Origin of the sequence: Sphingobacterium hungaricum (genome assembly GCF_015210005.1) — a bacterium.
In the GTDB taxonomy this organism is placed as follows: Bacteria; Bacteroidota; Bacteroidia; order Sphingobacteriales; family Sphingobacteriaceae; genus Sphingobacterium; species Sphingobacterium hungaricum.
In genome coordinates, this window is the sequence record NZ_MU158698.1 from 702383 (window position 1) to 714687 (window position 12305).

A 12305-nucleotide genomic window follows, 5' to 3' on the forward strand; every position below is an offset into this window, starting at 1 on the left:
AGCCATCTTGAAAATTACTTATTCAAGATGGCTTATATTTTTTGTTAAGAATATTAACTATTCATGCTGATTAAAAATTCTTCGTTGGATTTAGTTCCACGCATTTGTCCTAACAAGAATTCCATAGCTTCTGTAGAATTCATATCGGCAAGGTGGTTTCTTAACACCCAAAGACGTTGCAATGTATCGCGGTCAGCTAATAAGTCATCACGACGTGTGCTTGAAGCCGTTAAATCAATTGCAGGGAAGATGCGTTTGTTAGACAATTTACGGTCTAATTGAAGCTCCATGTTACCTGTTCCTTTGAATTCTTCAAAGATAACTTCGTCCATTTTAGAACCTGTTTCAGTTAACGCTGTCGCTAGAATCGTCAATGACCCACCATTTTCAATGTTACGCGCCGCACCAAAGAAACGTTTTGGTTTGTGCAATGCATTAGCATCCACACCACCTGATAAAATTTTACCAGAAGCTGGCGCTACCGTATTGTATGCACGCGCTAAACGAGTGATGGAGTCCAATAAAATAACTACATCATGTCCACATTCCACCATACGTTTTGCTTTTTCCAAAACGATGTTTGCAATTTTAACATGACGGTCAGCAGGCTCATCAAAAGTAGATGAAACAACCTCTGCACGTACGCTTCTTGCCATATCCGTAACCTCTTCCGGACGCTCATCGATTAATAAGATAATCAAGTATACTTCAGGATGGTTCTTTGCAATTGCATTCGCAACTTCTTTTAATAAATTTGTTTTACCCGTTTTCGGTTGAGCAACGATTAAACCACGTTGACCTTTACCAATTGGCGTAAACAAGTCCATAATACGTGTAGAATAATTACCAGCTCCTAAATCCAAATTTAATTTCTCATCTGGAAAAAGTGGCGTTAAGTAATCAAAAGGAACACGGTCACGAACTTGAGCAGGGTTTTGTCCATTAATCGCTTCAACGCGAACTAATGGGAAATATTTTTCGCCTTCTTTTGGAGGGCGGATGCTTCCTCTTACGTTGTCTCCTGTTTTAAGACCAAATAATTTAATTTGAGACTGAGATACGTAGATATCGTCTGGGGAAGTTAAATAGTTGTAGTCTGAAGACCGCAAGAAACCATAGCCATCAGGCATGATTTCTAAAACTCCTTCATTTACAATCACATTATCGAAGTCTGTTGAGCTGCTTTCTGATTTTGCAGGTTTAACAGGCGCTTCAGCAACTGGAGTTCTTGAAGGCTCTTCAGCTCTAAATTCTGGTTTTATGCGTTCAGCATGCACAGGCTCATCTTCGTGATGTCTTTCTCTGCTTACTACGGATACAGGCTCGGTTTTTACCGTTCTAACCCTTTTGCGCGTGCGTTCTCCGCCTGCAGCATGGTCTTCTTCCTCTTCTTCTTTCGAAGCTTCGGAAGCGACAATCCCGATTTGGTCAATAAGTTCTTGCTTTCTTAATTTTTCAGCATCAGGAATCCCCAATACTTTTGCTATCTCGCGCAATTCGGACACGAGCTTTGTATTTAATTCGGTAATATCCATTTAATTTATATAAGATATAGGATTTTAATATTTGAAATTTATTCTCTAGTCACTTTATACTATCACTCATTAAGCATAAATTTCAAGTGCCACATACTAGAAGTACAATTAAACATCTTGAAAAGAGAATAAATTGAGATTTGTCACAAAGAAAAACATAAACTATGTAATTTCAAAAAAAAATTAAAAATATTTTTAGTATGCTGTACACTTATTTTTAACGCTATAATTGGTAAAATGTTTTAGCAACGCCAAAACTTTGATAAAAATTAACAATAAAAATAATATTATTTGTAAGTTTATCGACTAAATTCTTAATAAATATATGAAAGATAATCAAACAAGCACCAATTACCCCGCTCTCTATACCCTAATTGTGGTATTTTTCTTCTGGGGTTTTATCGCTGCAGGAAACAGTGTTTTCATTCCTTTTTGTAAAAACTATTTTAACTTAGACCAATTTCAATCTCAATTAATAGATTTTGCATTTTATTCTGCCTATTATATAGGTGCCTTAGTCCTATTCATCACAAGTACAGTTTCTGGAAAAGATTTAGTTGGAAAATGGGGTTACAAAAAAAGTATTGTTTACGGATTGCTTTTCTCGGCTTTAGGTGCTGGTGCAATGATTATTGCCGTTGAAGTAAACGTATATGCTGGTATGTTGGTTGGTTTATTTATTGTTGCTTTAGGTTTTTCATTGCAACAGACAGCTGCGAATCCATTCGCGGTTTTGTTAGGAGACCAAAAAACAGGAGCCTCCCGTGTTAATTTGGGTGGTGCTGTCAATTCGTTTGGAACAACAATTGGCCCATTAATTATTGGATTTGCCCTTTTCGGAACGTTCGAAACGATTTCAGATGCAGAAATTGCTAATCTTCCACTAGACAAAGTTGTTATTCTTTATGTGGTAGTTGGGTTATTGTTTTTATTAGCAGCAGCTTTATTCTACTTCTCTAAGAAAGTGCCTGCCGGCCATTCATTGGATACCATGGAGCCTGCAAACAAAGCAAGAACGACATTAGTTATCATGACTGTATTGTTATTCTTAGCTTTTATCCCTGTATTTTTAAGTTACAAAAGCGACGCTGCGCTGGAGATTGAAGCCTTGAAAACTCAATTGAGCACATCAACTGACAGTGGTACCATTAGTGCTCTGTCTACTCAAATCGAGGATTTAACTCATCCTTTAGAATTAAAGCGCATGTTTTGGTTATTGGGTGCGTTGTTAGCCGTTGTTGTAAGTTTGGTATTTGCTTATACAAAAGCTAAAAAGAATTCCGAAGGTTGGGGAGCGATGAAATATCCTCAATTGGTTCTGGGAATGTTAGGCTTATTTATCTACGTAGGAATCGAAGTTGCGATTGGAAGTAATTTAGGTGAATTATTAACTTTGGAAGAATTCGGAAGTTTACAATCTTCACAAATCACGCCTTATGTATCGATGTACTGGGGTGGAATGATGATTGGTCGTTGGGCTGGTGCCATCAGTGCTTTTAATTTAGCAAAATCAACTAGACAAGTTATGTTAATCATTGTGCCTTTAGTTGCTTTTTCAGTAATTATCGGTGTGAATAGTTTAGCTGGATTCAATATGGAAGTGTTGTATTACTTTGTAATCTGTGTATTGATTCAGATTGCAGCATTTTTCTTTAGCAAGGATAAGCCAGTAAGAACGCTAGTAATTTTCGGAACTTTTGGTCTTTTGGCAATGGTTGTCGGATTATTAACTTCAGGAACAGTTGCGATTTATGCATTTTTATGTGGTGGTTTAGCTTGTTCAATCATGTGGTCATCTGTATTTAGTTTAGCAATTGTTGGTTTAGGAAAATACACCGCGCAAGGTTCTGCATTTTTAGTAATGATGATTTTAGGTGGTGGTATTATCCCTCCAATTCAAGGGAAATTAGCAGATATTATCGGAATCCACAATTCATACATTATTCCTGTAATCGGTTTCGCTTATATTATTTTATTTGCTATTTTAGTCCAAGGTTTCTTGAAAAAACAGGGGATTAATATAGATGATGTTGAAGCAGAAGGTGCACATTAGTAGCTACTAATTGTACTTTTTACACTAAGATAACGTACTATTAATTTTAAACAAAAAGCCTTTTAAACACGATTTAAAAGGCTTTTTTAGTTATCTTGATTTAATAGAATAAATTTTTAGTTAAAATAAAAAAACAAAAAATTATTAAATCTAGTTTTAAACATGTATTTTCGAAAATTACTAAACGACAATTTATAAATAAAACTAAATAAATCACTCTAAAATGATAATAATTGCAGACGGAGGTTCTACGAAGACAAATTGGTGCTTGTTAGATGATTCAAATAAAAAAATTTACTTCAATACAGAAGGCTATAATCCATATTTTGTAGATAGTGATTACATCGTATCCTCATTGAAAAAAGGATTGCCAAATGATGTTCCTTTCGAAAAAGTAACAGAAGTAAATTATTATGGTGCGGGTGTTCACAACGAAGAGAAAGCGGAAATTGTGAAAAAAGCCATCGAAGTTGTTTTCCCAAAATCAAAAGTCGAAGTTGGTCATGATTTATTAGCTGCTGCAAGAGCTTTATTAGGTAAAGAATCAGGTTTTGCTGCAATTTTAGGTACGGGAACAAATACTTGTATCTATGATGGAGAGAAAATCACATACAACATTGATTCTGCAGCTTATATTTTAGGTGATGAAGGTAGCGGAAGTTACATTGGTAAAAAATTATTAACGGATTTCATTCGTGGTTTGATGCCAAAGGATGTGGCTAAAGTGTTTTTTGACACGTATAAATTGACTCCTGATGAAATCATGGATCATGTGTACACAAAACCATTGGCAAATAGATTCTGTGCAAGTTTCAGCAAATTCGTTTATGATAACAACGTAAACATCGAGTACACACGTCAAATTGTTGATGATTCGTTCGAAGCATTCTTCGCAAACTTAGTAAGCAAATACCCTAACTATCAAGAATATTCATTCAACTGTATCGGTTCTGTAGGTTACAATTTCAGAAATGTTTTGGAAGACAAAGCAAGACAATACGGTATGAGTGTAGGTAAAATTTTACGTTCTCCTATTGATGATTTAGTTCAATTTCACATCAATAGAAAATCGAACTAATCGAATTTTTATAGACATAAAAAGGGGCAGTTTTTCTAAAAATTGCCCCTTTTTATTTATTTATTTACAGAAATAGCTGTTATTGATTGTTCCCGAATAAATTACCTAAATCCCCAAACATATTCTGAGTCGCTGCCTGCATTTCGCTTTGGCTAATGTTCTCCGCTTGTGCAATTGCTTTATTTAAAGCAACCAATAATAATTCTTCCAGCTCTTCTTTATTCTCGAGCGAAACTAATTCATCAGCGATGTGAATTGACTTTATTTCTTTATTCGCTGAAGCTGTTACTCTTATTTTTCCACCTTCCGCTTCTCCTGTGACGGTGATGCTATCTAACCTGGTTTTTATTTCTTGGGCTTTCTGCTGTGCAGCTATTAATTTATCAAACATAGTCTAAAATTTAAATTCAATAGGCAATTTACAAAAAACTGCGACTTACCGCAAAACAAGCGTTACAATAAAAATCCGCTAGCATAAATTTGCTTACCTTTGCAACTTGTAAAAAACAGAAATGGCAGATAACTTAACACGCTTAACTTCGCTGACGGCATTTATTGATAAAATAGAAAATGTAGAACTGAAGGAATCGATAGAGGAAGAAATCACGATAATTAATCACAAATTAAAATTCATTATAGGAGAAGCAAAACCTTCGGTCTTGATTTTAAATCAGTCGATGGATTTTGATTCGAAAATATCATCGGTCGTTGAGGATTGCATTTCATTATGCGGAGGCCAGCCTGTTGATTCCATTGCGGAAAACCCGTCTATTGTAATTGTCCATCTGGATGACCCTTCTTTATATGGCAAACTTCCAGAAACGATTTTAAATTATCCCTTTTCCGAATCGGACGCAATAAAAAACAATCAGCTGTATATCGCTCATTCCGTTTCTTTCGAAAATGAAAGTCAGGACAACATCCTCGATATCGTCGAAATATTAGCTGAAATTATCCAACCCAAATATTTCATTTTTGGAAAAAATGGTAACGATTGGGTTCAGTTTGATTTAAACTAAAAGAGAGATGCATGGTGCATCTCTCTTTTAGTTTAAAGATTTCTTCGATTATAAGAATCGCTTGCGCAATACAATATATAATTTCTCTACAGTTTGTGATTTCTGTGACCAGCCATTCTTCATGGCATAATTCGTCTGTAGAAAAGCATCCGCCTCGCTAAAGTTATCAAAACGGTTCAACAATTCTATCGCTTCGCTATACGCTAAGCTATATCCATTAAATAAATCTTTTATAAACAACAGCTTATCATTTAAGCTGATTGCTGATTTCAAGTCAGTAACTTTCTCTGAGCTCGTAGAGGATGAGGTTGCAAATTTCTGCGTATTGGTCACCCCAGCTTGTTTCTGTTGCTGTATCAATTCATTCAAAGTCAACGGACGAGACGGCTTTGCCGGTTCGACAGGAGGCTGAACGGCTTCCACAACGATTTCCTTTTGCTCAATAATCACCTCTTTAACGACTGGCTCCGAATAAGATGGAATTTCTTGTGAAGGACGACTTTCTACAAAAGTCCCTGAATTTGCTGGTGCGGATTGAGGTTTCTCTTCCGAAACAGGTTGATTCTGTACAGATGAGGAAGGTTGAGCAGGAGTTTCTACAGCTTTTGCTACAGGTTCTTCTTCTACTTCCTCTGGTTCTGGCTCTGCTTGCGATTCTGTTTCTAAATCTTCTTCTTCACTTTCAGCTATTTCTTCCTCTTCTTCGGCTACTTCGGCTTCGATTTCCTCTTCAGTCTCAAATTCTTCTTCGTCCGAAGTGTCAACTGGACTTTCTTCAATTTCTTCCAAAACCTGCTCCTCGACTTCTTCGCTATTCTCTACTTCTGGTTTTTCTTCCTCAACTTCAGATTCCTTTTTATCCGAAGAATATACAGATTTTTTGAAAGAAATCTCCGTAATTTCTTCTTCGGTCTCCTGTTCATCTTGATGTTTTTCTTCGATTTGCGAAGCAGGCGTAAAAACTGTGTCATTCGAAACGGACGATGAAGCAGTTTGTTGAGCATTCAATTTTTCGAAAAGTTCCAGCTTGGCGGTCAAGTATTTGCTCTGCGCCTGAAGTATGAATAAATTTTCGGACAGTCTTTCAGAAGAATGGTCAATTAAAGCTTGATAGTTTTCATTTATTTCAACTAACAGTTCGCCGATTTTACTTAGAATATCTTGATTTGATTTTGTCATTATATGATTTAACCTAAATGAGTTTATGTTCAGTTTTGAATGTAATTTTCGTTACCATAAATAATTTCATTGATAACGAAAGAATTAATAAATTATGTATGCATCACTAGTTCAAAAATAAGATATAATTTCGATATTAGCGTGTCTAATCCTCCAACAAATAATTTAAATTATTGTTTAGGATTTGTTTTTTTGATTTTAAATTCATCACTTACATGTTATTTTCCGAACATAATTTTGCCCAAAATAGATTTCATACAGGCAGTATTGAAGTCATCTGTGGTTCGATGTTTTCGGGAAAAACCGAAGAATTAATCAGAAGGCTGAAGCGTGCTCAGTTTGCCAAATTGCCAACCGAAATATTCAAGCCAGAAGTCGACATTCGCTATGCGGAAGCAGAAGTTGTCTCACATGATTTGAATTCCATCGCGTCTACATCTGTCGCTCATTCGTCAGCTATTTTATTGTTAGGCTCTGAAACCAAAGTGGTCGGGATTGATGAAGCGCAATTTTTTGATGATGATTTGCCAAATGTCTGCGTCCATCTAGCCAATAAAGGTGTACGGGTGATTGTTGCCGGTTTGGACATGGACTATGAAGCAAAACCATTCGGTCCTATCCCAGCTTTGATGGCCATTGCGGAGCATGTAACTAAAGTCCATGCGGTCTGCGTGCAATGTGGCTCTCCCGCAAATTTTTCGTATCGAATTGTAGAAAATAAAAATCGTGTCCTAATCGGTGAGAAAGATAGCTACGAACCGAGATGCCGTTCTTGCTACTACAAAATTGCGTAGAAGGAATAAAGAACAAAGGGATGGACCCTATTAAAATTCTTCCATTTTTCCCAATCAAAATAAACAACAAAAAAAGAGCAAAGAATTTATCCTTTCTCCTTATGCTTAACTCTTTGTTCTAAATTAAATGTTATCGACAATCGATTTATCCAAAGGATTTACGGCTGAACGGTAGCGATGAACTAATTTACCCTCTTTGTTGATTAAAAACTTCTCAAAGTTCCATTTGATATCTCCAGTGAAATCGGGATTTTCTGCTTTAGTCAAATAATCGAAGATTGGGGAAATTTCTTTTCCTTTAACATCTACTTTTTCAGCTAAAAGAAAAGTTACGCCATAATTCTTTTCGCAGAATTCTTGAATTTCTTCGTTTGCTCCAGGCTCTTGCGAACCAAAATTATTTGCCGGAAACCCGATAATAACTAAATCTTCATTCTGCTCATGCAGTGCCTGCAAATCTTTGTATTGTTTTGTAAAGCCACATTTTGAAGCTGTGTTGACGATTAAAATCGTTTTGCCTTTGAAATCAGAAAAATTTACTTCCTGACCATCTATACTGGTAAAACTGTAATCGTAAATCGATGGATTTTGTGTAAACAATGTAGACAAAATCATAAGTGTGTATATGAACATAAATTATTTAATTTGATAAAACTGACTGTTCTCTTTTAATGATGTAATCAAACAGATTTTCTATCGGTGATTTTAAAATCTTCCCTACTTTGATGCCGTGCAATTCGCAAACGTCGCGTAGATGTAAATCAAAATGATAGGCAATCCGTCCAACAAAATTACATTCATATTCCCAATAATTCGGATATGTCATCACATTGGTACGAACAAACTCGCCAAAACCGTCACGAAGCATGTTATCGATATAAGGATGTAACATATTATCAGCCATAAATGTTGCGAAAGAAGCCAAATAAGCATTTGGGCGGTCGCGCTGATAGACATTTTTAATCACAATATCCTTCGTCAACCGATATTCCTCGTCAAATTTCTTAGCTAAATCTTTCGGCATATTCCCATAAAGGAATGAAGTAATAATCAATTTGCCAAACCAAGTACCAGAACCCTCGTCTCCCAGAACATAGCCATTGCCATGCAGGCTAGGCTTAAGATTGCTCCCATCAAAAAAGCTGATATCAGAACCTGTACCCAAATTGGACACAAATCCCTTTTTCGAACCGCAAGTCGCATAGGCAGAACCCAGCAAATCGCTTTCGACCGAAATAAACGCATCCGGAAAAATCCCTGAAAGTGCGTTTGAAACAATTTCGCGTCTATCGGGCGTTGTGCATCCGGCTCCAAAAAAATAGAGTTCGTGAATTTCTGGAATGTAAGGAATAATTTCAGGAACCTCTTTCATCACTCTTTCAATCTCCTTTTCATTAACGAAAAATGGATTTAATCCTTTCGTTCTAAAAGCTATTGGTTTGCTATCTGGAACATTTAACATCCAGTCGCAACTAGAAGACCCACTGTCAGCAACTAAAATCATACTATTTATTTTTATTACAACAAACCAATGAATGGACATGCATTCCTTGATTGTTCTTTGATTAGGTAATTCTCATTCAAGATACGAAAAACGAACGTCTTATACAATCTTAAAAACGGATGAATTCTCAAAAAAATTCAGCTCAAGAACTTAAATTCGTTTTCGTTTATTACTTGAACCGCAAACTAGCTTCTATTAATTCACCGTAAAATCCCGTCTCTGTCATGCCATAGGCACGAACCTGCTGAGGAATAAAACTTTGCGCCGTTTGTCCAGGAACTGTATTTATCTCGATAAAATACATATTTCCTGTTTCAGATTCCAAAAAGTAATCGACACGAACCATCCCTTTGCAATCCAAGCGAAGATAAATTTCTTTCAAAACTCGTACACTGCGTTCTTTTTGCTCGTCAGTTAAATCTGCTGGCGTAATTTCTTCGGTCAATCCCGGAATATATTTAGCTTCAAAATCAAAAAACTCGCGCGTTGTTTTGACTTCGGTCGCGGGCAAGACAATCAGTTCGCCAGCGCTATTTCTAAAAATTCCTTGAGAAAACTCGCGTCCTACTATAAATTCTTCGACCAATACTTGCTTTCCTGTATTTTCAGCATCGTAAGCTTTATCCAGCGCATCTTGCAATTCGGACGCCTCTTTTACTTTCGTCATTCCGATACTGCTTCCTCCTGCGTTAGGCTTAACAAAATAGGGCAATTTCAGTTTTTGTTCAACAACCTGTTTTGCATTTTCTCTATCAAATTCGCGAAGCATCACTGAATTGGAATGATGTAAAGAAGAAATGTCTTGCAAAAGTGCTTTCGTATATCCTTTATTCATCGTCAGCGCAGAAGTTAGCGCGTTACAAGTCGTGTAAGGCAAATCAATCATATCAAAATATCCTTGCAAACGGCCATCTTCTCCCGGCGAACCATGAATCAGTATAAATGCCAAATCAAATTTGATGATATGACCATCGATTTCTAGCGTAAAATCGTCTTTTCGAACAGGAATCTTGATTCCTGCATCAGTTACATGGTACCAATTTTCTTTTGTAATTGTAATAAGATAAACATCATATTTATTCTTGTCCAATTGAGAATATACAAAATCTGAGCTTTTAAAAGAAACTTCAGCTTCCCCTGTATAACCTCCGGTAATTAATGCTATTTTTGTTGTCATAAATGCTAAATGGTGAAGCAAATATAAATTGAGAAGGCTGGAAAAACGAATTTATTATTGTATTTTCCTTTCAAATTCTGGATGATTTATTCTCTTGATGGCTTTATAATTGCTTTACAAATATAAATTTTTAAAAATTAACATTAATTAAATGTCGAAACTATTTCTTTATCTAAAGACAGATACTTTCCGAAAGAACTTAATCATCGCCTTAATATTTATTGTGGTGCTTTTTCTTTTCGTTTATTTTGGATTAAGAATGTATACTAAACACGGAGATGCGCAGGAAGTTCCGGTGCTGAAAGGTTTGCATATATCTGAAGCCATCAAAATCCTAGATAAAGCAGGATTAAATTATGAGGTTGATTCAATCTATCAACTGGATGCGAAACCTGGCTTGGTCATCGAACAAGACCCTGAAGAAAAATCGCATGTAAAAGGCGGTCGTACAGTTTACCTGACCATCATCACTCAGATTGCTCCTGAAATTGCATTTCCGGATATCGTCGACAAGACATTGATTGAAGCTTCTGCAATCATCAAAAACCACTCACTGAAATTGGGTGATACCATTTACATAGCTGATATCGCACGTGATGTGGTTTTAGATGCGAAATTCGGAGGCCAAAGTGTTGAAGCCGGACGAATGATTTCTAAAGGTTCACGAATTGATTTGGTTTTAGGAAATGGACGAGGAAGTAATGAGGTGGAAGTTCCATTATTAATTGGATTTACCTTATCTGAAGCTAAATTCGCGTTGACAGGTGTTGGTTTAAATATTGGAAAAGTGAGCTACTCCGGGACGATTTTAGATTCGCTGAGCGCGAAAATCATCACTCAAACACCAGATACATCATCTGCGCTAATAAGTATAGGTTCTTTAATTGACGTCACTTTATCAAACTAATAGAGAAAGATTTTCGAATGGAAGAGAAGAAATCAAAATTCCCAAAATGGCTTAAAATATCCTTGATTGTCATTTTTGTCGTAGGACTTTTTATAGGCTGGAAAGCGTACCAGACATTTATGGGCGCAAGCGTAACCGATAAAGAAGAATATTTGTACATCAATAGCGGAGATTCTTACGAACAAGTCTTTGCAAAAATCAAAAGCTTGGACATTGTGAAACATCCGAATTTGTTTGATTACGCAGCGAAAGCAATGGACTATAAGGACATCAAACCAGGCCGTTACAAATTGACTCCGGGAATGAATAACAGGCGATTAATCGGAAATTTAAGAGGTGGCTATCAAGAGGCAGTCAAATTTAGGTTTGAAAATATCCGATTGAAAGAATCTTTTGCCGGATTATTGGGCAAAAATTTTGAAGCAGATTCTACGGCATTTAGCGCAATCCTCAATAGCGAAGAAATTGCGAAGCAATATGGATTTACGAAAGATAATTTCTTTTCGATGTTTATCCCAAACACTTACGAAATTTACTGGAACACTTCTCCAGATAAGATGATGGCGCGCTTCCATGATGAGTACACTAAATTTTGGAATGCAGAACGCACAGAAAAAGCAAAAGCATTAGATATGACGACTCAGCAGGTGAGCATCTTGGCTTCGATTGTCAAGGGCGAGGCTTTGCATGTCGACGAAATGCCTGCAATTGCGGGACTCTATATCAACAGGTTGCGAAAAGGAATGCTATTGCAAGCAGACCCAACTGTCATTTTTGCAAACAATGATTTTGAAATCAGAAGAGTTTTGAACCGTCATTTAACCATTGACAATCCTTACAACACGTATCGGTACAAAGGACTTCCTCCGGGACCAATCATGATGCCGAGCATCGCTGCAATTGATGCAGTTTTGAATTATCAGCACCATAATTATATTTATATGTGTGCAAAAGATGATTTCTCAGGCTATCATGCTTTCGCAACCAATGTAGCAGAACATCAGGTAAATGCTCGAAAATTTCAAAAAGCATTGACCGATAGAAATATAATGAAATAAA

Annotated in this window: 12 protein-coding genes; 6 read left to right on the forward strand and 6 right to left on the reverse strand. The window is 36.4% G+C overall.

Annotation, left to right across the window (positions count from 1 at the left end):
- Positions 1–53: 53 nt before the first annotated feature.
- Positions 54–1535 (reverse strand): transcription termination factor Rho, encoded by a 1482-nt coding sequence (rho, locus tag C4F49_RS06255; protein WP_196935018.1) that lies wholly within the window; start codon positions 1533–1535, stop codon positions 54–56.
- 325 nt (positions 1536–1860) lie between these two features.
- On the opposite strand from rho, the gene C4F49_RS06260 reads away from it, so the two are divergent.
- Together C4F49_RS06260 and C4F49_RS06265 are read left to right on the forward strand one after the other, a co-directional pair.
- Positions 1861–3588: an MFS transporter gene (locus C4F49_RS06260; RefSeq protein WP_196935019.1), complete on the forward strand. Its 1728-nt coding sequence runs from the start codon at positions 1861–1863 to the stop codon at positions 3586–3588.
- Positions 3589–3811: 223 nt separating this feature from the next.
- The gene (locus C4F49_RS06265; RefSeq protein WP_196935020.1) at positions 3812–4666 is read left to right on the forward strand and encodes an N-acetylglucosamine kinase; all 855 of its coding nucleotides are present in this window, start codon (positions 3812–3814) and stop codon (positions 4664–4666) included.
- A 79-nt stretch (positions 4667–4745) separates the two neighbouring features.
- Here the strand turns inward: C4F49_RS06265 and C4F49_RS06270 are convergent, their stop codons facing one another.
- The gene (locus C4F49_RS06270; protein WP_196935021.1) at positions 4746–5057 is read right to left on the reverse strand and encodes a YbaB/EbfC family nucleoid-associated protein; all 312 of its coding nucleotides are present in this window, start codon (positions 5055–5057) and stop codon (positions 4746–4748) included.
- Positions 5058–5178: 121 nt separating this feature from the next.
- Between C4F49_RS06270 and C4F49_RS06275 the strand changes: the two genes are divergently transcribed.
- Positions 5179–5685: a hypothetical protein gene (locus C4F49_RS06275; protein ID WP_196935022.1), complete on the forward strand. Its 507-nt coding sequence runs from the start codon at positions 5179–5181 to the stop codon at positions 5683–5685.
- A gap of 48 nt (positions 5686–5733) precedes the next feature.
- Here C4F49_RS06275 and C4F49_RS06280 read toward each other — a convergent pair whose 3' ends face one another.
- Positions 5734–6864, reverse strand: a complete 1131-nt coding sequence (locus C4F49_RS06280) for a hypothetical protein (protein WP_196935023.1) — start codon at positions 6862–6864, stop codon at positions 5734–5736.
- Positions 6865–7079: 215 nt separating this feature from the next.
- Between C4F49_RS06280 and C4F49_RS06285 the strand changes: the two genes are divergently transcribed.
- A complete protein-coding gene (locus tag C4F49_RS06285; protein WP_196935024.1) occupies positions 7080–7658 on the forward strand; it encodes a thymidine kinase in 579 nt (192 codons plus the stop codon).
- 123 nt (positions 7659–7781) lie between these two features.
- On the opposite strand, the gene C4F49_RS06290 is transcribed toward C4F49_RS06285, so the two are convergent.
- The 3 genes from C4F49_RS06290 to C4F49_RS06300 all read right to left on the reverse strand — a co-directional run bounded on the left by C4F49_RS06290 (position 7782) and on the right by C4F49_RS06300 (position 10339).
- A complete protein-coding gene (locus tag C4F49_RS06290) occupies positions 7782–8291 on the reverse strand; it encodes a glutathione peroxidase (protein WP_196935025.1) in 510 nt (169 codons plus the stop codon).
- A gap of 7 nt (positions 8292–8298) precedes the next feature.
- On the reverse strand, positions 8299–9162 hold the full coding sequence (locus C4F49_RS06295) for an N-acetylglucosamine kinase (RefSeq protein ID WP_196935026.1): 864 nt from the start codon (positions 9160–9162) through the stop codon (positions 8299–8301).
- A gap of 169 nt (positions 9163–9331) precedes the next feature.
- Entirely contained in the window at positions 9332–10339 is a 1008-nt protein-coding gene (locus tag C4F49_RS06300; protein WP_196935027.1) for a D-alanine--D-alanine ligase family protein, read from the reverse strand.
- A gap of 151 nt (positions 10340–10490) precedes the next feature.
- On the opposite strand from C4F49_RS06300, the gene C4F49_RS06305 reads away from it, so the two are divergent.
- Both C4F49_RS06305 and mltG read left to right on the forward strand, forming a co-directional pair.
- Complete coding sequence (locus C4F49_RS06305) at positions 10491–11246, forward strand: PASTA domain-containing protein (protein ID WP_196935028.1); 756 nt, start codon at positions 10491–10493, stop codon at positions 11244–11246.
- 17 nt (positions 11247–11263) lie between these two features.
- Positions 11264–12304 carry an endolytic transglycosylase MltG gene (gene mltG / locus C4F49_RS06310; RefSeq protein WP_196935029.1) on the forward strand — a complete coding sequence of 347 codons (1041 nt, stop codon included), beginning with the start codon at positions 11264–11266 and terminating at the stop codon, positions 12302–12304.
- Position 12305 lies beyond the last annotated feature (1 nt).

What these genes read in the sequence shown, in the direction of transcription:
- rho (WP_196935018.1), bottom strand. Translation starts at nt 1,535, where the DNA reads ATGGATATTACCGAATTAAATACAAAGCTCGTGTCCGAATTGCGCGAG.
- C4F49_RS06260 (WP_196935019.1), top strand. Translation starts at nt 1,861, where the DNA reads ATGAAAGATAATCAAACAAGCACCAATTACCCCGCTCTCTATACCCTA.
- C4F49_RS06265 (WP_196935020.1), top strand. Translation starts at nt 3,812, where the DNA reads ATGATAATAATTGCAGACGGAGGTTCTACGAAGACAAATTGGTGCTTG.
- C4F49_RS06270 (WP_196935021.1), bottom strand. Translation starts at nt 5,057, where the DNA reads ATGTTTGATAAATTAATAGCTGCACAGCAGAAAGCCCAAGAAATAAAA.
- C4F49_RS06275 (WP_196935022.1), top strand. Translation starts at nt 5,179, where the DNA reads ATGGCAGATAACTTAACACGCTTAACTTCGCTGACGGCATTTATTGAT.
- C4F49_RS06280 (WP_196935023.1), bottom strand. Translation starts at nt 6,864, where the DNA reads ATGACAAAATCAAATCAAGATATTCTAAGTAAAATCGGCGAACTGTTA.
- C4F49_RS06285 (WP_196935024.1), top strand. Translation starts at nt 7,080, where the DNA reads ATGTTATTTTCCGAACATAATTTTGCCCAAAATAGATTTCATACAGGC.
- C4F49_RS06290 (WP_196935025.1), bottom strand. Translation starts at nt 8,291, where the DNA reads ATGTTCATATACACACTTATGATTTTGTCTACATTGTTTACACAAAAT.
- C4F49_RS06295 (WP_196935026.1), bottom strand. Translation starts at nt 9,162, where the DNA reads ATGATTTTAGTTGCTGACAGTGGGTCTTCTAGTTGCGACTGGATGTTA.
- C4F49_RS06300 (WP_196935027.1), bottom strand. Translation starts at nt 10,339, where the DNA reads ATGACAACAAAAATAGCATTAATTACCGGAGGTTATACAGGGGAAGCT.
- C4F49_RS06305 (WP_196935028.1), top strand. Translation starts at nt 10,491, where the DNA reads ATGTCGAAACTATTTCTTTATCTAAAGACAGATACTTTCCGAAAGAAC.
- mltG (WP_196935029.1), top strand. Translation starts at nt 11,264, where the DNA reads ATGGAAGAGAAGAAATCAAAATTCCCAAAATGGCTTAAAATATCCTTG.